Below are 20,208 nucleotides of genomic sequence, written 5' to 3'. Positions count from 1 at the left end.
AGATTTAAAGATGTAATTTGCCAAATCAAATAATCCATTGATAAAAACCGTTATATTATTTTCCAATTTTCTCAGGCATAAAAAAATTAAATTATGGCAGATGCCATTCAAAAAAAACGAATTGCACTTTTTGGCTCCACCGGTTCCATCGGCACCCAGGCCCTCGAAGTAATTCGTGCCAATCCCCTGATATTTGAGGCGGAAATTTTAACTGCCCAAACAAATGACGAGCTGCTAATAAAGCAGGCGCTTGAATTTAAACCGAATGCCGTGGTAATCGGCGATGAATCTAAATACCAGAAGGTAAAAGATGCGCTGGCTTCAGAAAATACAAAAGTTTTTTCCGGTGTAGGCGCATTGGAGGAAGTGGCTGATTTTGATACGTATGATATGATGCTGGCGGGTATTGTAGGCTTTGCAGGTTTAAAACCCACCTTAAAAGCCGTATCAAAAGGCAAAGCTGTTGGGCTGGCAAACAAGGAAACCTTAGTAGTAGCGGGTGAAATTGTAATGCAAAAAGCAATGGAAAACAGGGCGCCTGTAATTCCGGTCGATAGTGAACATTCTGCTATTTTTCAATGCCTGGTTGGTGAAGGAAGAAACAAAATTGAAAAGATAATTTTAACTGCAAGTGGCGGACCTTTTCTAGGTAAGAAACCGAATTTTTTAGTAAATGTAAAAAGGCATCATGCCCTGCAACATCCCAACTGGGCGATGGGTGCTAAAATCAGCATCGACTCGGCAACACTGATGAACAAAGGGCTGGAGATGATAGAAGCTAAATGGCTGTTTAACCTGCAACCCGAACAAATCCAGGTGGTGGTGCATCCGCAAAGTATCATCCATAGCATGGTACAGTTTGAAGATGGCAGTATCAAGGCGCAGATGGGATTGCCCGATATGAAGTTGCCCATTCAATATGCCATGACTTTTCCACAGCGCATTGCCAACGATTTTCCAAGACTGGATTTTAAGAAGTTTAGTACGCTGAATTTTGAAGAGCCGGATGTTAAGACTTTCAGAAATTTATCCCTGGCGACAGAAGCACTTTTTAAAGGTGGTAACATGCCCTGCATATTAAACGCAGCCAACGAAATAGCCGTGTGGGCCTTTCTGCGCAACCTTATCGGCTTTTTGGACATAACGGCTGTTGTGGAACAAGCCATGGAAAAAGTACATTTTATACAAACTCCCACACTTGAACAATATTTTGAAAGTGATGGCGAAGCCCGTAATTTTGCGGCGTCTTTGATAAAGATGTAAAACCTGGAATGCGTTCACAACACAGCCTTTTACAATCACCAATTTTATACACTTAAATAACTTCCCGATGCAGTGTGCACGGGGGCAATATGACACTATTAGCGATTAACTGGGTAAGCGTGGGTTCAAAAACCGCACAACTAATTTTATCCCTTTCCATACTGGTTATTTTACACGAGTTCGGTCATTACATCACCGCCCGGTGGTTTAAATGCAGGGTAGAAAAATTTTATCTTTTCTTCGATCCATGGTTCTCACTGGTTAAAAAGAAAATTGGCGACACCGAATATGGTATCGGCTGGCTGCCGCTGGGTGGCTATGTAAAAATCAGTGGCATGGTAGATGAAAGCATGGACAAGGAAGCCATGAAATTACCACCACAGCCCTGGGAGTTTCGCAGTAAACCAGCCTGGCAGCGACTGATCATTATGTTGGGAGGAGTAACGGTAAATGTATTGCTTGCATTTTTTATTTACGCTATGATATTATTCGTTTGGGGCGAGCAAAAAATTGTAAACAATTCATTCAAAGGCGGTATTTATTGTGCGGATAGTTTATTGCTGAAATACGGTCTTAATAACGGAGATAAAATCATCGCTATTAACGGGCAGGAAATAAAATATTTTGATGACGTGCCTGCCAAAATGATTACCGCAGCCAATGTAACGGTTGAACATGAAGGTCAGCAAAAAACACTAGTGATGCCGGTTGATTTAATAGGGCAGCTGGTGGAAATGAAAAAGCAGGGCGTAGGCTTTATCGACTTTAGAAGAAATGCCATCGTAGGTGATTTATCTGATAAAATGTTTGACACTATGAATGCAAAAAAAGCGGGCCTGCAGCGGATGGATAAAGTGGTTGCCGTAGATGGTGTGCCAATCACTTTTATTGATGAAATGGGTAAACTGGTAGAGAAAAAGAAAAATGACAGCGTAACAATTGAGGTGGATAGAAACGGTCAGAAATTAGCATTGCGAAGCGGTGTAAACGCAGATGGTAAAATGGGATTGCCGTGGCTGACCTTTAATGACCTGGATAGTTTAGGACTGCTGAAAATAGACGAAAAAAAATATTCACTGCTGGCATCATTTCCTGCTGGTGTTGCTAAAACATGGGAAAAGCTAAGTGGTTATGTTGACCAGTTTAAAAAAATGGCCAACCCTAAAACCGGCGCCTACAAAGGCATGGGGGGCTTTAAAACCATTGGTTCTGTTTTTCCTACGCCGTGGGATTGGCAAAGCTTCTGGAGCATTACCGCCTTCCTGTCAATTGTACTCGCATTTATGAACTTATTGCCGATACCCGCTTTGGATGGCGGACATGTATTGTTCACGTTGGGCGAAATGATAACCGGTAGAAAGCCAAGTGAAAAGTTTTTAGAATATGCACAAATAGTGGGCATGGTGCTGTTGCTGGGGCTGATGTTGTTTGCAAATGGCAACGACTGGTTTGGCTGGGGGCGAAGCAAGTAGTTTTGAGTTATAGGTTGTAGGTTATAAGTTTTCCGGAACGGAGATAAAAATTATATAAAAGAGAACGTCGTTTTGATGTTCTCTTTTTTTTGTAAAAAAATGGCAAAATATTCTAAAAAGATGATTACAATTTAATTGCCACAGTTACAAAGGATAAATACATTCTTCATTTAAAAAGCAGATCATGAAAAAGTTTATCATCACTCCGGCTACCTTGTTAATAGGGACCATGTTATTCTTAACAGCCTGTTCCAAATACTCTCCGACGGATACCTCCACTTCCACCACAGTAACACCTGCAACGTTAACCACTGCGTTAACTTCTGGTACATGGATACTGAGCTCCTTTGTTCAAAGAACAGAAGATAAAACATCCAAATTTGCAGACTATGTTTTTGTTTTTGCAGCCAATGGTACGGTTACTGCCACCAGTAAAGGCGTGGAAACACAAGGCACATGGAGTTATACACCTGCAGTTACTTATTATGGTTCTACATCCAAATCTGCCATTGCATTAAATTTAGGCACAAGTGCGCCCTTGGATTTATTAACCAAAACCTGGAATTTTGTTTCCGTAAACTCAACCACCCTAAAAGTGGACAGTCCCGAATTGGCTGAAGGGGAACACGTGCAGTTTAGCAAGAAATAGACAGGACTATCTGATGGCTGATTTTTTGATGTCTAATTTCTTTTGGTCTGTAATTTTTGGGATTTTCTGAAATTTTAGCAATGGGAAGAAATTCATTTATTTAGCTAACCCGCGAAATCAAAAGCTTCATGGCGGAAAATATCCTGACATCAAAAATCACGAATTCGGCTTCAATTTATCGTAGATGCGTTGTGGAAAAAAATTAGTACAAAGTACTGTTACATAGACGGACCATGGTTAACGCAGCATGAAGTCAGACATCAAAAAATCAGATATCAGACATAAATTAGAGTTCTATTCCAATTTTTTTCATCAGTATAGAGGCATTCAAACTTTCACAAACGCCCGTTTTTAATTTGTAGTCAAAATACAACTCGTCCTTGCTTACCTGCGCATCAAAATGATAGTTTAATATATTTTCAGGGTAGGTGTCTTTCAGCCTGGCCAGTTCAACATCATGTGTTGCAATAATGCAGGCTGCCTGGTGCCTGATCAGTTGTTTTACCAGCGCTACCGATCCTGTATGCCGGTCTAAGGAGTTGGTACCCCTTAATATCTCATCCAGTAAAATAAATATGTTTTCACCGGCATTTACCCGGTCGATGATAGCTTTTAATTTTTTTAATTCAGCATAAAATGTACTCGTACTTTCTTCAAGGTTATCTGCAATGCGCATACTGCTGATGATCTGTACCGGCGATAATGTAAAGGATGCAGCACATACAGGCGCACCTGCCATTGCCAGCACGGTGTTAATACCAATGCTGCGCAGGTAAGTGCTCTTTCCGGCCATATTACTGCCCGTTATCAGCATCAATTCGCCCTTGTGCGTTATGCTGATATTGTTGTTCACTCTTTTGACAGCGCTGATGAGCGGGTGGCCAATACTTTCGCCTTCTATAAAAAAATGCTCCGTTTTAAAATCCGGAAAGCACCAATCGGGATTATTAAAAATAAGTCCTGCAAAACTATGCAGGGCTTCCAATGCACCTATAGCATCAAACCACTCTCCAATATTTTGCCGGTTGCGCTGCTTCCATTTTTCCAACGCCATGGCTTGTTGTACATCCCACTGAAAAATAATGGCCAGCGGAACAAACACTACCGGGTTTAGTCTGATGTCCAGTCTTTCTACAATTTTTTTCAATTGTTTTAACTGAACAGATGCTTTGGTATTTTCAATAATGAAATGTTGCTGCAGTGTATTTAGCAGTGGTGACTTAAAAGTCGTTTGTTCAATCAGCTGTACGCTGTTGGCAAGTACAGATAATTCATCCGCCATTTTGCTTACCTGCTCATGCAGTGGAGCAATTTTTTTTGCCATGGCATAAGCAATGATGGCGGAGCCGAGTAAAAAAAGATTTCGTACATGGTCTGAAACAACATCCCCGATATTCAGGATAAGTATGCTGATCATAACAGCAGGAACGGCGTATTGAATTATTTTCCAAAAATGGTTGCCGATAAAATGTGGTGTGGCTTGCAGCCAGTCATGCAATCTTTGTTGCGTACCGGCGGTAATTTTTTGCTGGCGGCCGTATGCTTCCAGTTGCTGGCGCCACTCAGTTACGGTAGCCAATTCTTTTACAGCTTCCTGCCTTTGCACGATGGTTACTACATCCGCAGGTTCTAAAAGCCATTGTGCTAAGGTAGCACTTCCCATATCAGAAGTAGTGCGGTTAGCGTATTGAAACAACGATGCCCTTCCAAAAATATCCAGGTCATTTGCATAGGGATGTTCTTTCGGCATGTACCCTTGGCCATCAGCAAAGGAGTAATAATTATGTGCCAGTGATTTTATTTCGTCCTCATTAATTTGTACCAGGTGAAGTGTGTTTTCTATGGCCAGTTTATTGCGCAGATCTGTAAACAATAACCTGGTAAAAACAATACCTAACACCAACGTAGCGGCACCAACGTAAGCGAGGCCAGAAGGCAGTAGAAGATAAATGGCTAAGCCAAGCATCAGTACAACAGCAAAACGTGACCAGCCCAGCCATCTTTTTTTTTGCAACTGTTGCTGTAATTGCTGTTGTAGCGTTGTTATCCTGTCCTTGTAATATTTTTCTGGAGGCATTGTAATTTTTGTTAAAATAAGAAGTGCAAATGTATTGCACAACAGTTTTACATGTGGTAACAAAATAGTTTTCGTAAATTTGCTGTTCTTTATTAGCAATGATCAATTTTTAATTATTAATAAAGGAACGGGGCTGACCGGTTTTGACAGCATAGATCTTTGTAAGTGTAAGCATGTAGTGCGTTGGATAATTAGCACTTAAATCTGAATACCCAAAACTTCAAATGGCAATACTCAGTATGCCATGGCTGCTTAATCTATTAGATTAGCACCCATTAGGGCCGTTGAACGGGCTGGCCGGTTGCCAAGTTCCTCCGCCGACTCAAAAAGAAAACAGGTTGCTGCAATGAAATGATGTGATCATTGCTTAAGACCATTCATCTAAGGTTAAAGTTGGTTTGTGTTGCCCCGGCTTTTTCCCTACAATTAATGCAGCAATAAACATGTAGAAAGCTTATGGCGAATATGTTTGGACCAGGGTTCGACTCCCTGCAGCTCCACTTTTTAAATCCTGAAACCTTTTACTGATAAGGATTTCAGGATTTTTTGTTTTAAAGGTAGCAAAAAGGGTAGCAAATAAACCCGTAAAAAGTATACAATCTCAATTTCTCACAGCTGATGTAGATAAAACCATAATGTCAAAAAAAAAATAGCGCCCACATTTTAAATAAAAGGAACTTTCTTTAGCCCTTCCAGAAAAATCTTATCGCTTTAAACGGTCCTTATTCGTCAATAACAAAGTCTCTCTTGACAAATGCAAACAACCTACCTGCGGGCGACGTAACTCTTGTTACCCGGCAAGAGCGGATATCAAAAAGTTTGAACCCCGGGAACGCTTATTGCGGAGCTGAATAACGAAATAAAAATAGCAGAAAAGCTTAAGCTGCTGCTGTGGCATAGGCAGTTGCGGAGGGTTGAAAGGTGACGCCCGAAAGCCAGTGCACTATCACCGTAGAGACGCACTGAGATAGCGAAAAACCCTACTAGTCAAAGGATAGCGTAAATCGATAATGTAAAATCCAGTAAATACTATGGGTTACTTCGATAAATTCCGAGTAGCCCATTTTGTTAACACCTGTGGATAAAAACACCGTTGTCCGCATTTCTATAACATATATCATTGATATACAGTTGTTTGTGTGTATACATGAATCTAACTGGTTATCATTTGGCCATCCTTTAGGCTCACTTCCTAATTTCTTTCAGTGTTATTTCAAATTCTTATTTATACCTTTACTATAGTAAAATAATTTATATGGAAGATAAGAGCATTATTGAATCTATTCAGCTTAAAATTGACGAATTGGAGCAAAAGCCAGATGTATTGTTATATAAGTCTTTAGTAAATGCACTAGGAGCTTTAAAGGGCGCGTATAATATTAACGATAAGAAACAAGCAAATGCATTAGTTACGCCTGGTAACACTGTTCCAATTGGAGAGCCAGGTGGGATCTCTAATAAGATGAAAGTTGCGAGTATTTTAAAAGAAGCCGGCCATTTTCTGCACATGAGGGAAATAGTTGAAAGGGCTATCAAAAAGGAACCGAATGAGGATGAAAAAGTTGTAACAAAGAGAACGCAGCAGGCAGTATATTCTCTTAAGAGTGATAAGGTGATTGTTAGCTATCAAGTTGGCGAAGGAAACCTTAATATTTTTTGGGGCTCAAAAGCCTGGGTAGACTCTGAGGGCTCAATTAAAAAAGAACACACGTACAATGAAAACCAATTATCAGGTAGAATGAAAGAAAGTATCGAGATATAAAAATACAAAAACCATCAGCAAAGTAGTTTGAGCGCCAAATGCTGATGGTTTTTAAAAATTTAATAGGGTCCCGTAGTTCAATGGTCAGAACACCGCCCCGCTAAGGTGAAAATGAAGGTCCGACCCCTTCCGGGATCACTATTTTATTACTGTAAAGATAACAATCACAGCTTACATAGACAAGTATGTGTAAAAATAAAGAACTGACCAGACGAAATGCAAAAAAGAAGAAGTATTAAAGTAAAAAGATAATGAAGGTAAATAGATTCAAGGCATATGGAAACTCAAAATAAAATTATTGTAAACATTGTTGGCAATGTAACAACTTCTCCAAAAGGTATCAATATTCTAATGCAGTTTTATTTTGACGCCTCTAAATATTACAATACAGTGATAGAGGTGGATTTATCTAATATGACATGGATTGACGCAAACCTAGCCGCTTTATTTGAAGCCCTTATTTTTAAACTAGAAACAGAAAACAACTTAACACTCACAACAAATTTTGATTACGCATTCTCAAAATTTCATGTGTTATTCCGAAATGGTTGTTTGCAAGATTCAAATTACAGCTTTGAAGATGTAGAGAAAACAACAATCCCAGTCAAAAAATTTTTACCTACAGAATTACAAGATTTTTCTGAATACATCCAGCTACAACTCATGGCTAATAGAGGTATGAATTATATCGAGAAAAAAATAAAACATCAAATTCATTCTGATTTGTATGATGTTTTCCAAAATATTTTAAGGCATGCAAGAACAGACTTACCCGGATTTATTTGTGGGCAATATTATCCCAACAAAAAACGTTTTATGTTAACCTTAGTTGATTTGGGCGTAGGCTTTCTTGTGCCAATAAGAGAGCACGAAAAGGGAGCAATTAATACAGATATAGAAGCAATAAAATGGGCGGTAAGCGGAGGCAGCAGTAAGGTTGTAAATGCGGCATGCGAAATCGGAGGACTGGGTTTATCAGGAATATTTGATTATTGTATCAATAACAATGGGATATTTCAGATTTACACTGGTAAAGGCTTTTGGAGTAGTAGTTTGGCGGCAATGGGGATTGAGGGCTATAAACTATCTCATAACTTCAATGGGAGCGTACTCAACCTAATATTTGCAGTTGATTACAAAAATTAACACCCGGCTACGGAAAAAAAATGTAGATTTGTATGTTTTTTGTATATTAGCTTGCAAAGGATTACTGTAAACATGACACAAACTCTCAACATATTATCCGTCATTAATAAGAAAAGTGCTGATTCTATGGAAGATGCAGCATTGGTTTTGCCTATTGTAGAAAATGCTATAGCCACGCAAACAAATATTGACCTTTCGTTTGAAGGTATGGATATCTGTTCTACTATATTTCTGAATAACTTCTTAGGAAAATTATATCTTCATTTCGGAGCCAAAGTTGACGAATATGTGAAGTTTGTAGGTTTTGATGACGAAAATGAAGCTATTCCAAATAAGATCCAAAGATTGAAAAGGCGGGCTCTCAACCCAGATGCTTTTCATGAAATTTACAATAATGCGATAGGTAAAGCATAATGGCTTTTCTAATATCTGATATTCGAAGAACTTCTCCACAAAATGGGTGTAGGTATTTTTTTGATTCGAATGTTTGGTTAGCGGTTTTATATGACTTTTATAATAAGCCATACTTTGACCCGTATACCAAATTTTTTAATGAAATCATTAGAAACAGAACAGCGCCAACTGCGACCATTGCCATGCCATCTTTGTTAATTTCAGAATTAATAAATAGGATTATGAATGACATTTATTATTATGAATATTGCCTACACACTCCAATGGCAGACGGAGAAAAAAAACATACTCACTATAAAAAAAATTACAGACAGTCTGCTGATTACTTGTTAGACCTGGAAGATGCCTGTGTGTCTATTAGAGATTACAAGGACAAAATTTCATTTATCTCAGATTCTTTAAATGAATATACCTGCGATACTTTAATAAAAAACATTCCACGACATTTAGATTTCAATGATCACGTTTTTACGAAAGTTGCCCTTAAACAAAATTTAGTACTAGTAACTAATGACTCTGATTTTAGAGTTGAAAATATATCAATTCTAACAACTCAAACATCCCTGCTGAAGCTTGCATAAAAGCACCTATTTGCAAACTGGGACACTACTATTTTTTCGATTTCGGTACAAAGTAAAATTAGATTATTGAACAAAAAAAAATAGGCGCGGATCCAATCCGGGCCTATTCAATAAAATTTTCAACTGCTTTTCTTTGGAACTTTTAAAGGTCCATTCTTTTTTTCCCAGGCGTCTATATGGTTTTCGAAAGCTTCACCAACAACGTCCTTAATACTGATCCGGTCCCAATAAGCAATAGCGTCGACTTTGTCCGCCGTTTCGGTTTTGACAATATAAGTTTTGCGCTTGTCTCCTGGGATCGTTCCTCGCTCTACACTGGGCGCCTTGGTGTTGTCTTTGTCTTTCCTTTTTGGCCGGCCTACGGGCAGCGGCTTATTTTTCTTAGTATTCATATCAATTATTTTTAAGCAATATCGGATTTAAGTTTCTCTTTGCGAATATGCTCAGCTATCTTTTCTCCGTATTCCTTTTTTAAGAGCTTCTCCATTTGCTCGTCTGCTGTCCTAGTGCTTTTCGTCAATTGCATCTCTAAAAGTGCTAGCGCCTCCTCCTCCTGTAAAAACTCCATAAATCCCACTATACGTCTAGACATCTCAGAAATTGCTTTTACGGACCTTCCCGTGAAAGCCTTATTAACCTTAGGATTACTCAATCCCACCAAAAGATCGAGAAAGGCATCTTTAATTACAAACGCTTCGTCCATCGGCTCATTAGGACCTCCCATTAGTCCCTCAAATACAAGCCATTCCATAGAATATCTTTTACCCTTAGCCCCGTCGGGGTATTTCAAAGCAAGGAATGTTTCAATTGTCTCAGCGGCTGTCGCGTTTTTAGCCAGGGGTGATGTTTCAATCTGTGTACTAGTCATAAAAATTTGTTTTTAATGTTTGTGGATAATAGACGCAAGCTATGTAATATTTAAATGTAAACATAGTAAACATTTAAATATTTTATGCACATTTTTGAGTAACGGTGTTTGGCCGCGTGCTATTCACCTGGATAATTATTATGTATCGCTAAGGGAGAGCTTCGTCCTTTTCGAACAAATATTCTTTTTCTAGTTTAACGGCTGCAATCATTTGCCGGATCTCAGCTTCATAGCCTTTCTGTCTTTCCAAATAAAATTTTATTTTGGGTAACCATTGGCTTATCATAGCCGGATGTGTGGTTAAAATCTTAGCAAGCTTACTCCTTAGATTTCGGTCTATTTTCTTTCTGTATAGGCCTTTTATAGTAGCGGGATCGTAGCAGCAAAGATAGAGGGCGACAAATTTCATTTTATATTCCGTCCGGTCTTTATTGCACATAGTTGGCAGACTTTCGTAAAACTCAAATCCGTAATAATCTGAAAAGACAGCAATCAAAATACGCACATCCTCAGCCTCTGTTAAAAGCTTTGGCGCCTCTATTTGGCAGAGGGCTATTTTTGAAATACCGGGTAGAACTTTGGCTACCCATTTACCAACGTATTCGTATTGCTGATTAGTCATATTTATAGTATTTTGTTTAAAATTTCATCTCCGGCATCCCTGTGGTCTAATTTCTCAAACATCCGATCTAACTCTTCTTTGATAACCTCGTTTAATTCTAGCCTTGCTGTTTCGTTTAGATTTTTTTCCTCTGCAATCGATTCAACGCAGAAACTATACACTGCTTCTTTTGTCTTAAAAAACTTTAAGAATTTTTCCAGGCCGTAATAAATCCAAAGGTCGGCGCCATCTATAAAATACCTGTTTTCCTGTGTAGTCATAATGTTATCTTACTTTAATGCCGGTTGTATCAAATTTGCGAAGCAGGGCGTTTGTGTCAACAATTAGCCCGGTATTATTTGCTATTATATTCAAAGCGTTTAACTGAAACTTGGCCTGGGCTAATTGCTCGAATGCGGTAATACGAAGCCCGCCAAACTGGCCAGCCAATAAATCCGCCTGCTGTTGAGTAATACCCTTAATAGCGCCCTGCAGGCTGTTGCCATTACCCGCAGCTGAGTTATTAAAGTTTATACCTGCAATTTGCTGCAGCTGGTCGAATTGCTGCCCTGCCGCTTGTATGGTGGCATTATACGACGCCTGCAGCTGGGCTATTTCTGCGGTGGTTAATATACCATCCGACTCAGAAGCTGCAGCAAAGTCCGCATAAAACTTTTTTAGCGGTTCCTGGATAGCTGAATATTTCAAAGAGTTTAAAATAGATTGCTTCATTAGATCCTGAAAGTTGTCAGCAAAATCCGCTGTTGCCCTTTTACCGGATTCAAATCCTTGTACAATGGAATCGAGAATGGAATCCGAAGTAGTACCGGTAAAAATCTCTTGGGCGGCTATTCTGTTTGCCTCAATCTCAGCTTTAATATCTACCCCCTCTGATTTTATCTTTTCAAGTTGGGTAAACAACTCTTTCGCCTTTGCGTCTAGTTGCCCGCTCATAAATAATTGCTCCAACTCGTCGAAAGATTTACCTCCCAGGCTTTGAAAATCCTGTACAACTTTTGTTGATCGGCCAATTCCTAAAAAGCCGCCTGATTTTTCTGTATGCTCCCCGGCTACGAATTGTTGCTTTTGAATTAGTGCTAAAATTTTTTGGTAGTCGTTTGCATTTGCAGTAAGTTGATCGGCTAATAACTTGCTTTCATCTGCCAGGCCCTGCAATTTTAATTTGTTGAGCAAAACTTGCTGCCTCGCCCGTTCCCGATAAAGCTCATTAACGGCGAGCTCGCCAAACATAACTGTCTGTTGAAAACTGGCAACTTCGGCATTGGCTTTTCGCTCACTCTCACGGCTTTTTGCACCTATAGAGAAGATCCCTGTAATCGCTTGTACCGTGGAAGCAATTCCGCCAATAATGTTACCGGAGGCAAAATTTCCAATTGCGCTGGCAGCGCTCCCGGCTATATTGCTGAGGCTGCTCATTGTATCCAGGGTATCGGCTAAACCTCCGTTTGTACTGCGTACAGCGTTTGCTAAATCGCCAAAAATACCGGCAATACTTTTCGCCTTGTCGGCAATGTCTTTAAATTGCTCTGCAGTTAAACCGAATACGGTACGAGTGGCTTTCTCGGCCTCTTCCAGCCGATTTATATACTCTAGTATTTTGGCCCGCTCGTCATCAGATATTTTTAAAGTGTTGCCCTGATTATCCGTAGTTGTGCCGGCTGTTAAAAGTTGCTTAGCCAGGCCAATTTCTTTTTTGATACGGTCATGAGTGAGCGCTAAAATATCCTCATTCATTTTTTTATAAATCTCGGTATGTTGAAAAGCATCCTCCTCAACTGCTCTCAATTCATCCGCTCTTTGATCTTCTAGGACCTGCGTTTTTTGCGATTTTAACGCGGCGCTGGTATTACTATCATTTTGCAGAGTCGCTTCCAGGCCATCGTACTTTTTATTTATCTCTGCTTTCTTTTCATTGTATGAAATCGCGGCTTCGAGGAGTGCTTTATAGTCTGCTATTTGTTTTAGAAAGGCCGCGGCGGCGGCTTTATTATGCTCTATCGTTTGCTCTTTGTCAATGGCCGCTAATTTTAAAGCCTGTTCAAGATTTGGTTTAGCGCCAACGGGTATAGCCTTTTCAATATCCGCTTTCTGCTGTTTTAAGAAATCGAGATACGATGTAGCGCCTTTCAATTGAGCATTATAAAGCTCTTTCGCTTTAGCCTCGCCAACTTCTAATTTCGCTTTCTCAAAATCTTCGAAATACTTTTGCTGCAGCTCGAGACTCTTTTTGTAATCCTCCGCGTTTTTCCTAAAAGTGGCGTTCTGCAGTTCCAGCGCCCTATCGGATACCAGGCTATCGATAGAAACAGAGGCTACTTTATTATTCGGATTTTTTTTGTTGAATTCCGCTGCCTTGTTGTTAAACTCGGTTACTTTTTTTATAGCAAGGTCATAGCGTTCATTTATTTTATCGAGCTCTGTTTGCTCTTTAGTAAGCCCGGATTGAGACGCCCCTCGGTGCAAATTTTCTATATCCTGCAATAAAGACTTTTGCTGATTAAGCAATTCATTCAGGCCTTTAATTTGGTCTGAAACTTTTTTGCTGTCCTTTTCAGTATCTCCAAAAAAGTTCCATTTCTTATCGTTAACAATCTTACCTATTGCATCATTGCCGTCTTTTATGATATTGAGGAAATAATCAACAGATGCTTTTCCTTCATTTTTCCGGGCTGTGTTTCTATCACGTATACCCTTGTCTATCTTAGCCTGGGCAGCATCTGCAGCGGCGTCGCCGGTTTTTATTGATAGTTGAATGTCTGCCAAACCCTCAAATCGCTCTGCTTTAATTTGCTTCGAAATTTGTTCCTGGTAAAGCGCTGTTGCCGCCGCAACTCTTGCTTTTTGAAACATTAATTCGATGTATGCGGGGGCATTTTTTACAAGAGCGGCCTCAGCCTCATTAATATCTTTTACAAGGCCGGTCGTTTTTCCGATCGACGTGTTATAGGCGTCAACAACTTTATTTTTAGCGATAAATCCTTTCTTTGCTAAATCAATTTCACTGGTTAACCTGGCAACCTCTCCGGCGGCGGTGCCTGCTCCGTCGGCAGCTTTTGCGAAAATATCACCGGCTGATTTTGTTTGCTCATTAAGTAATTTTTGCGCCGTAGTTAATTCTTTCGCTTCGTTACGAAATGCAAAATAAGCGGCCGCTATCGCAACAATGCCCGCAACAATTAACGCCGCCGGGTTGGCGAGCAGTGCGGCAGCCAATCCCCGGGTAGCTACCGTAGTTTCTACAGTTGCAACAGTTTCAGCCTCTAAAGCAGCTGTATTAATTCCGACAGCAACGCTGTTTACTTCGACGGCGGCTGTCTCCAAAGCGGTGTTAATTGCTACACCTTTGTGAGCCAGGCCAAGCAGGTAAACATTCAAAGCGCTCGTTTTCGACAGCACGTTTGAAACCTCTTGAATACCATTCATAAGAGCTAATGCACTCGCCGCGTTCTTAGTTACCTCCTCATATTCTTTCGTGTCTGTGGTGAATAGGCCAATAACGCCGGTAGCCGCCTCAAAGCCGCCGATTATTGCACGCAAACCAGTTGCAAAGGCTTCCACGCCCGCAGTACTGTTTGTTGCCTGCTCTACGCCTGTCTTAACGGATAACAAATTTTCCTTTAATTCGGCTGCTTCTTTTTTCCAGTTCTCAAATAATGGCGAGTTTGGATTTCGGACCATTAGCTCTTGCAATTTTCTTAACTCCGATTGCACCGTTTGTAACCGCTCACCAACGGCATTTATTTTGCCTGGGTCAAGTCCTGCAATTTCAGTTTTTAAAGAGGCGATATTTTTAGCCATTGTAACGCCCTCGGGGCTATCGCGCTGGGCTTGTGTCAAAACCTCGTAAGCCCGGCTAAGGTCCGCAAGAGCTATTTTTTTGTCTTTTATGCTGCCCGTGCCGCTGGATAGAGAAGCTTCATAGGCTTTCTGATTATTTGTTAATTGCGCAGTTTGGTCCGTTACCTGTTTAATACCCGCTATCAGGAAAGCCGATGTTTGAGCGTAATTCTCTTGCGAAATTTTACTTTGGTTGAAAGCAGCGTCTAGTTCTTTTTGCCAAAGTGTCAGGTCTTGCAATTTCAACTCTAGTGCTATCAGATCCTGTATAAATTTTTGTGTCGGTTGATCGATTTCGCCAAATGCTTTTTTAAGCTCCTCAATTACCTGGGGCGCTATAACATTCGTGACGTTGACAGACTGGCTTGCGGCTTTCGTAACAATTGCCGGCGCTGTTACCGGTAAGTTTGAAAGTGCTACAATTTGATTCGAATAATCAGAAACAACATTTTGCAAAGTCTTTAGATCGCCTTTCGTTTGCTCAATGTATTTATTAAGGTTAGAAACCTCCGCGACGCTCTTGCCATCTGCGAAACCTGGGGCTGTTAATTTTGCCAACTCAGTTTGGACGTCTATTACCTGCTGCTTAGCGTTTTTAAAGCCGTCAAGCGCCGTCTGTAGAGCGCTGATTGAATTTGAAACATTGTCAACGGCCTTGGAGGTGCCTGTAAACGCTGCGTCCTGGGCTTTCGCCATCTCGGTAGCTTTTTTAACGGTACCTTCCAGGCCGTTGATAATAACCTGGACGCTTTGCTCAAAAGAATCCGTAGAAATGCTCGCGTCCCAATGCAATGCGCCATCGTCCCCATTAACCTTTACTGCCATTTTATTTCTGTTTAGGGCAGGCTACTTGCCAGCCGGTTTAATAAATTTTAAAAGCGCCTTTTTTTATTCATGCTCTTCGTCTACCGTTCCTGTTTCCTTTAAAAAATGCAAAAAACTGCCACTAATACTATCTCCCTTCGAAGTGCGGTCCGTTCGCTCTACAAGGCCAAGATGACGAGCAATAATATTAGCATTAAAGGCCCCGACAAGACTACCCTCGAGTTTCTGATTATAAATAAACTCCTCAATATTTTCTACAACTTGTTTAAAATCGGGTCGCTCTTTGTAAAGCTGCCATGTTGTAAAATGGATATCCAAGAAATGACAGAGCGCAGACAGAGTGTAAGGACGCTGACAAGGAACTTTTACCAGCTTACCCGCTTTATCTCCGGATTTAATGGGCTCAACTCGGAACCAAGGGAGTCTATCAACATGGTCGAAGTATTCGCCCGCGGCTTCGAGTAGGATCGAAGGATCGGAGAATATTTTTTCGCGGCCATGTGAAGAGCGGAGCTTCCAAAACGCATTTTTTTTAGCACCCATATAAATAATCTATTTTAAAAACCCCAAAGCGTAAGGGTTTAAGGATAAATTGCCGTCTGCGTTTTCGTGCAAAAGATCTGCAGCAGTATTTCCAATTAGAGAGTGATTAATCTCAAATACTGTTTTTTCTAACATGAATTTTCTAAGAGCGGAATAAGCACTTTGGACTTTTAATAAGTGGATGTAAAACTCATTTTGAGTTTCGGTTGTAATTATATCTTCGTATTTAAATCTTATCGCTGCAGTGCCCTCGGCGCTAAGCCCGATTATGCCGTCTTTAATCTCTATAAACGTTAGATCGAGCAAATGAAGTCCCCTGCTATTTGTAAACTCGTCGGCAAGTGTATCCGCTACCTTTTGCAACGCTAGCTTTAACTCATCTAAATTTTTCGCTGCGATGCTGTCCGTTGCTGAGATGATGGCTTTTGCTGTTAATTTTGCGGAATCCAGTTGCATTCTTATTATGCCTTCGTACTTAATCTCAGTTCTAGTTGTACCGTTCTTAACCATATCTAGCCAGGTTTCCTGACTAAACACGAATGTCGGATCTAGGGCCTCATAAATTTCCATTACCCTGTTAGTTGCCGAAATCAAAGCATCATATCGTTTAAGATTAGCTTCGAAATTTAATTTATCAAATCTTAAGACAGTTCCTATAAAGTTGTCACCGCTATCAGGGGTATTACCAACACTGTCTATTTTGATGTTTTTTTTCTGGTTCATTTTGCTTATTTTTTATTTGAGGTTCAAATTATTTGTTTTTCGCAACGGCTTCCATTGCCGCCCATTTTTTAATGTCGTCCTGGGTGAGTGATAAATCCTCTTTTTTTGCGGCGCCGATTTGTTGCTTAACAGCTTCGACAATTTCCGCACGGTGCTCCGCCGGATACTTAGCTAGAATTTCGTCAGTAGTCATTTTGTAATTTTTGGTTTATTGTTAAGAAAGTAATTTGCCTATTCTGAAAAGAGTGTTTTGGTAAAGCTAAAACTGTCTTTACGCGGACTGTGAAAGATTGAATAACAAGGGACCGATTATTACAGGTTATACAGGGGGCATTTCAAATTATTTGCCACCTGTTTTGCTACCTTTTACCCGCACCATTGCTTTTCAGCTTTAAAAAAGCCTCTTTGATGTGGAGTAGTAAGGAGTTGAACCTTTTAATTAATTCATATTCGCCATTGCCTTATTTGCTAAATTTCCTACTCTGTGGCGTCTTTGAACTTCGGTAAATTTTTCAATTTTTATAAAAGTGATTTTGCCAAGCGAGTTGCGTTCGAAATATAAAAATAAATCTAGCCCAGGCTCAACCACGATCCCCGCTTTTTGGCCGGATAAGCCGGGCAGAGTGTCAAGCCATTCACATTTAAGTTTGTCACTCCATTTCAGAAAATCGTCGAACGTCTTAGGCTCTTGCATGTCGAATTATTTTTAAGGTTTGAAAAACGCTAAACACGAAAACACCATTTTCTTACATTTCTGTAATGCCCGTATTTTATAGGTATTAAAAGCTGTAGAAAGACAGTAAAAGGCTAATAATTAAAAATTAAAAGGTTCATATATTTCGTGTTTGTCGTGTTTGTTTGCCGCCGTAATCCTTTGCTATATTATATTTACAAAAAACACGATTAATTTTTTTGGTGTTTGTCGGTGTTTGCCGTGATTGTTTTAAGGACAAACACGCTATTTCCGTTTTTGGCGGAAACAAACGCGCTCGGCACGCGCTCATAAGCCCTTTGATAGCCGTATAGACTAAATTTTCTATTGCCTTTTGTAGGTCGCCACCCTTTAGTATTTCTCAGAATTTCATGTATAAATTTTGTACTGTTTGTGGTCATATCTTTCAGCGTGCATCCTAAAGCCTCACACCAAACCTCGGCCACACACACTACATTTTTAGGGATAGTGCCCGGGGCTTGTAATTCGTCTCCCTGCAAATAAGCCCGTCTTTCATAGGTATTGAGAGTGTCCCAATTATCCGGTATCGGCTTTTTTAAGTACTCTTGAATATGCCCAGCTCTTGGGTCTTGCACTGTATGGGATTCTCGAATTACCTCCGCGAGTTCTTTGGCCTCTTCGGACAAATCAATAGATTCGTTTTCGTTATAATAATGAAGCGCCTCCGCCCAAACTTGGTTTACAACTGCAGGCGTTAAATCGGTAAATAGGTTTTTAGCTGGTTTTGTGACGGACGTAGCTACAGGCAAAAAACGTCTGTCCCCCGTAGGGTCCGATAAGAAGTCCTCTTTATTGGTTGTACCAAAGAAAACACACTGCCTCTGAAATCTGACCTGTTGTTTGCCGTAAGCAGGTCTGTATATGTCCTCCCGGCTTGTTAAAAATCTTTTTATGGCATCTTGGTCTGCTTTTTTAAAAGATGCCATTTCGGCTATCTCCATTAACCAAACACCACGAAGGCTCTCCATACCCTCCTTTGTGTGGATATCCCCCAGGCAATCCGAAAACCATTCTCCCCCGAGCTTGGCAAGTATGGTACTTTTACCGGTTCCCTGCTTGCCTACCATGGTCAATACTGTATCGAATTTTACACCGGGTTCGAATACTCGAGCAACACAAGCGATAAAACTCTTTCGCGTAACGGTACGGGTGTAAAAATCATCTTTGGCACCCAGGTAATCAATTAGCAGAGAATCCAGGCGCTGGATTCTATCCCATTTTTGTTTGTTGAGGTAGTCTCGGACCGGGTGTGTTTTATATTCAGTTCTTATTTTCGAAAGTGCTTTTTGCAAATGTGTGAAGGGCATTTTATAAACTTCCAGGTAGTGAGCCAAGCAGTCTGCGTCGTCGTCCGTAAAATCATTTGTCTGTTTTGTTACATTTCGCCATGGTAAATTTCCCTTTGCTATCAACAGCCCTTCAAACTCGTTAAAATAAAGCTTACCTCTGAGCTCGGTATCGTGTTTAAGCACTAGGTATATGTTATTGATTGAGCTTGTATAATTCCCGCGTTTGTCGGTGTCTAACCGTTCCAGCCAGTCGGTATTTGATACCTCTACTTGTGTTTTAGTACCTGCAGTTGTCTCAATATTCTCCAATTCTTTAAATTCAGAAAATGCTTGTTTTGCATCGATTATTCTCTCAATACCGATAAGCACTTTTACTTTTGAATCTTTTGTACATAAATCTTGCATTGCTGTAAAGGAGGGGAGGACCTTGCCGGTAGCCCCTTCGTCCATCAAACCGAATTTATGCAGTCGGACCAAATCGAATGCATTGCATAGTTTACCGCTAATAGGATCCGTGCCGTGGTGGCTATAAGCAAATTTGTCATCGTACACGATCAATCCAGCCGCGGCGCTGCCCTCTTTATAAGTGTACCTATCAGGCGTGTCGCATGGATCGTATATATCACTCAGGTAAGTCGCTATTGCTTCGTCAATGTTGTAGGTACGGCAGAAAGCGCCTATGTTCCCATCTTTCAATAACGGGTCGCCTTGTCTAGCAATATTGCGCTGCAGTAATTTATCGACGCGTACAGATACCGGCCAGGCGCTCGAGTCTCTCCAATCGTGGTAAGTTTTTAAAATAGCATCGGCACACATCGGCGGGCCATCCTGATATTTAAAAATGTACTCGGCATCTTTTGACGTGCTTGGCCAAAACATTAGGCGCTCTGGCTGAAACCCGGTATTATCAAACTGCTCAATGTCCAACCAGCCGGCAATCCGGCGGGCGATAGCCTGGTATTCGTCCGGCCGTACCGGACGATCTAGCAAAAGAATTAATCTAAATCTGGGGCTCTCAGGCGAGCTGCTATGCGTGCTATAAATCAGGGCGGCGTTACCATACATTAACTGCAGATCCTCCCAAAAATCGCCTTTCGCGTAATCGAGATCGAGTGTTATTAATTGGCGGTGTTTAACGCTAGTGGGGTTACGGCGTCCGCCTGCAATGTACCCCCCAACAAAGCCGCCTACGTCTTTAATTTCAAGCTGTCTCGGTTTCTTTGCGAGGGCGTATTCCGCTTGCGTTTCTGCGGTATAATGAGTTTTCTCGAGTCGTTCGATTAACTCGCTCCAAAGCATTTCCTTATTTTTCCAACTAGTCTCCTCGCGGCTGCGTCCGGTAGCTATTTCAAATTTCAGATCGTATTTCAATTGTAGAGGCATCTTGAATTTATTAGAGGATAT

18 protein-coding genes, 1 tRNA gene and 1 other RNA gene are annotated in these 20,208 nt (G+C 40.7%); 9 read left to right on the top strand and 11 right to left on the bottom strand.

Going from position 1 to position 20,208, the window contains the following annotated elements; genetic code table 11:
- The first annotated feature begins 93 nt into the window (after positions 1-93).
- From QWZ08_RS20130 to QWZ08_RS20120, 3 genes are all read left to right on the top strand, one after another.
- Positions 94-1,263: a 1-deoxy-D-xylulose-5-phosphate reductoisomerase gene (locus QWZ08_RS20130; protein WP_290339340.1), complete on the top strand. Its 1,170-nt coding sequence runs from the start codon at positions 94-96 to the stop codon at positions 1,261-1,263.
- Positions 1,264-1,382: 119 nt separating this feature from the next.
- A complete protein-coding gene (rseP, locus tag QWZ08_RS20125) occupies positions 1,383-2,735 on the top strand; it encodes an RIP metalloprotease RseP (RefSeq protein WP_290339339.1) in 1,353 nt (450 codons plus the stop codon).
- Positions 2,736-2,919: 184 nt separating this feature from the next.
- Positions 2,920-3,384 carry a hypothetical protein gene (locus QWZ08_RS20120; protein WP_290339338.1) on the top strand — a complete coding sequence of 155 codons (465 nt, stop codon included), beginning with the start codon at positions 2,920-2,922 and terminating at the stop codon, positions 3,382-3,384.
- Positions 3,385-3,670: 286 nt separating this feature from the next.
- Here QWZ08_RS20120 and QWZ08_RS20115 read toward each other — a convergent pair whose 3' ends face one another.
- Positions 3,671-5,461 carry a MutS-related protein gene (locus QWZ08_RS20115; RefSeq protein WP_290339337.1) on the bottom strand — a complete coding sequence of 597 codons (1,791 nt, stop codon included), beginning with the start codon at positions 5,459-5,461 and terminating at the stop codon, positions 3,671-3,673.
- A gap of 129 nt (positions 5,462-5,590) precedes the next feature.
- Here QWZ08_RS20115 and ssrA point away from each other — a divergent pair.
- The 6 genes from ssrA (at position 5,591) to QWZ08_RS20085 (ending at position 9,364) form a co-directional block, all read left to right on the top strand.
- Positions 5,591-5,964: a transfer-messenger RNA gene (gene ssrA / locus QWZ08_RS20110) on the top strand.
- 752 nt (positions 5,965-6,716) lie between these two features.
- Positions 6,717-7,223, top strand: a complete 507-nt coding sequence (locus tag QWZ08_RS20105; RefSeq protein ID WP_290339336.1) for a hypothetical protein — start codon at positions 6,717-6,719, stop codon at positions 7,221-7,223.
- 66 nt (positions 7,224-7,289) lie between these two features.
- A tRNA-Ser gene (locus tag QWZ08_RS20100) sits at positions 7,290-7,361 on the top strand.
- 138 nt (positions 7,362-7,499) lie between these two features.
- A complete protein-coding gene (locus QWZ08_RS20095; RefSeq protein WP_290339335.1) occupies positions 7,500-8,369 on the top strand; it encodes a hypothetical protein in 870 nt (289 codons plus the stop codon).
- Between the two features lie 72 nt (positions 8,370-8,441).
- Entirely contained in the window at positions 8,442-8,783 is a 342-nt protein-coding gene (locus QWZ08_RS20090) for an STAS-like domain-containing protein (RefSeq protein WP_290339334.1), read from the top strand.
- Positions 8,783-9,364, top strand: coding sequence for a PIN domain-containing protein (locus QWZ08_RS20085; protein WP_290339333.1), 582 nt, complete (start codon positions 8,783-8,785; stop codon positions 9,362-9,364). The genes QWZ08_RS20090 and QWZ08_RS20085 overlap by 1 nt, the downstream gene beginning before the upstream one ends.
- Positions 9,365-9,483: 119 nt before the next feature.
- Here the strand turns inward: QWZ08_RS20085 and QWZ08_RS20080 are convergent, their stop codons facing one another.
- The 10 genes from QWZ08_RS20080 to QWZ08_RS20035 form a co-directional block, all read right to left on the bottom strand.
- A complete protein-coding gene (locus QWZ08_RS20080) occupies positions 9,484-9,756 on the bottom strand; it encodes a hypothetical protein (protein WP_290339332.1) in 273 nt (90 codons plus the stop codon).
- A gap of 11 nt (positions 9,757-9,767) precedes the next feature.
- A complete protein-coding gene (locus QWZ08_RS20075; RefSeq protein WP_290339331.1) occupies positions 9,768-10,232 on the bottom strand; it encodes a hypothetical protein in 465 nt (154 codons plus the stop codon).
- 148 nt (positions 10,233-10,380) lie between these two features.
- Positions 10,381-10,854: a hypothetical protein gene (locus QWZ08_RS20070; RefSeq protein ID WP_290339330.1), complete on the bottom strand. Its 474-nt coding sequence runs from the start codon at positions 10,852-10,854 to the stop codon at positions 10,381-10,383.
- Positions 10,855-10,856: 2 nt separating this feature from the next.
- Positions 10,857-11,114 carry a hypothetical protein gene (locus tag QWZ08_RS20065; RefSeq protein WP_290339329.1) on the bottom strand — a complete coding sequence of 86 codons (258 nt, stop codon included), beginning with the start codon at positions 11,112-11,114 and terminating at the stop codon, positions 10,857-10,859.
- Between the two features lie 4 nt (positions 11,115-11,118).
- Positions 11,119-15,516 carry an AAA family ATPase gene (locus QWZ08_RS20060; protein ID WP_290339328.1) on the bottom strand — a complete coding sequence of 1,466 codons (4,398 nt, stop codon included), beginning with the start codon at positions 15,514-15,516 and terminating at the stop codon, positions 11,119-11,121.
- A gap of 63 nt (positions 15,517-15,579) precedes the next feature.
- Complete coding sequence (locus tag QWZ08_RS20055; protein WP_290339327.1) at positions 15,580-16,059, bottom strand: terminase small subunit; 480 nt, start codon at positions 16,057-16,059, stop codon at positions 15,580-15,582.
- Between the two features lie 9 nt (positions 16,060-16,068).
- Positions 16,069-16,782 carry a hypothetical protein gene (locus tag QWZ08_RS20050; RefSeq protein WP_290339326.1) on the bottom strand — a complete coding sequence of 238 codons (714 nt, stop codon included), beginning with the start codon at positions 16,780-16,782 and terminating at the stop codon, positions 16,069-16,071.
- 28 nt (positions 16,783-16,810) lie between these two features.
- A complete protein-coding gene (locus QWZ08_RS20045; protein WP_290339324.1) occupies positions 16,811-16,975 on the bottom strand; it encodes a hypothetical protein in 165 nt (54 codons plus the stop codon).
- 246 nt (positions 16,976-17,221) lie between these two features.
- A complete protein-coding gene (locus QWZ08_RS20040) occupies positions 17,222-17,476 on the bottom strand; it encodes a hypothetical protein (protein WP_290339323.1) in 255 nt (84 codons plus the stop codon).
- Positions 17,477-17,685: 209 nt separating this feature from the next.
- Positions 17,686-20,187: a virulence-associated E family protein gene (locus tag QWZ08_RS20035; protein WP_290339322.1), complete on the bottom strand. Its 2,502-nt coding sequence runs from the start codon at positions 20,185-20,187 to the stop codon at positions 17,686-17,688.
- Between the last annotated feature and the right edge of the window lie 21 nt (positions 20,188-20,208).

Source organism: Ferruginibacter paludis, from assembly GCF_030409685.1.
Taxonomy (GTDB): domain Bacteria; phylum Bacteroidota; class Bacteroidia; order Chitinophagales; family Chitinophagaceae; genus Ferruginibacter; species Ferruginibacter paludis.
This window is presented reverse-complemented; position numbering and strand designations above follow the sequence as displayed.

What these genes read in the sequence shown, in the direction of transcription:
- QWZ08_RS20115 (WP_290339337.1), bottom strand. Translation starts at nt 5,461, where the DNA reads ATGCCTCCAGAAAAATATTACAAGGACAGGATAACAACGCTACAACAG.
- QWZ08_RS20035 (WP_290339322.1), bottom strand. Translation starts at nt 20,187, where the DNA reads ATGCCTCTACAATTGAAATACGATCTGAAATTTGAAATAGCTACCGGA.
- QWZ08_RS20095 (WP_290339335.1), top strand. Translation starts at nt 7,500, where the DNA reads ATGGAAACTCAAAATAAAATTATTGTAAACATTGTTGGCAATGTAACA.
- QWZ08_RS20085 (WP_290339333.1), top strand. Translation starts at nt 8,783, where the DNA reads ATGGCTTTTCTAATATCTGATATTCGAAGAACTTCTCCACAAAATGGG.
- QWZ08_RS20055 (WP_290339327.1), bottom strand. Translation starts at nt 16,059, where the DNA reads ATGGGTGCTAAAAAAAATGCGTTTTGGAAGCTCCGCTCTTCACATGGC.
- QWZ08_RS20045 (WP_290339324.1), bottom strand. Translation starts at nt 16,975, where the DNA reads ATGACTACTGACGAAATTCTAGCTAAGTATCCGGCGGAGCACCGTGCG.
- QWZ08_RS20060 (WP_290339328.1), bottom strand. Translation starts at nt 15,516, where the DNA reads ATGGCAGTAAAGGTTAATGGGGACGATGGCGCATTGCATTGGGACGCG.
- QWZ08_RS20130 (WP_290339340.1), top strand. Translation starts at nt 94, where the DNA reads ATGGCAGATGCCATTCAAAAAAAACGAATTGCACTTTTTGGCTCCACC.
- QWZ08_RS20050 (WP_290339326.1), bottom strand. Translation starts at nt 16,782, where the DNA reads ATGAACCAGAAAAAAAACATCAAAATAGACAGTGTTGGTAATACCCCT.
- QWZ08_RS20065 (WP_290339329.1), bottom strand. Translation starts at nt 11,114, where the DNA reads ATGACTACACAGGAAAACAGGTATTTTATAGATGGCGCCGACCTTTGG.
- QWZ08_RS20105 (WP_290339336.1), top strand. Translation starts at nt 6,717, where the DNA reads ATGGAAGATAAGAGCATTATTGAATCTATTCAGCTTAAAATTGACGAA.
- QWZ08_RS20120 (WP_290339338.1), top strand. Translation starts at nt 2,920, where the DNA reads ATGAAAAAGTTTATCATCACTCCGGCTACCTTGTTAATAGGGACCATG.
- QWZ08_RS20075 (WP_290339331.1), bottom strand. Translation starts at nt 10,232, where the DNA reads ATGACTAGTACACAGATTGAAACATCACCCCTGGCTAAAAACGCGACA.
- QWZ08_RS20040 (WP_290339323.1), bottom strand. Translation starts at nt 17,476, where the DNA reads ATGCAAGAGCCTAAGACGTTCGACGATTTTCTGAAATGGAGTGACAAA.
- QWZ08_RS20090 (WP_290339334.1), top strand. Translation starts at nt 8,442, where the DNA reads ATGACACAAACTCTCAACATATTATCCGTCATTAATAAGAAAAGTGCT.
- QWZ08_RS20080 (WP_290339332.1), bottom strand. Translation starts at nt 9,756, where the DNA reads ATGAATACTAAGAAAAATAAGCCGCTGCCCGTAGGCCGGCCAAAAAGG.
- QWZ08_RS20070 (WP_290339330.1), bottom strand. Translation starts at nt 10,854, where the DNA reads ATGACTAATCAGCAATACGAATACGTTGGTAAATGGGTAGCCAAAGTT.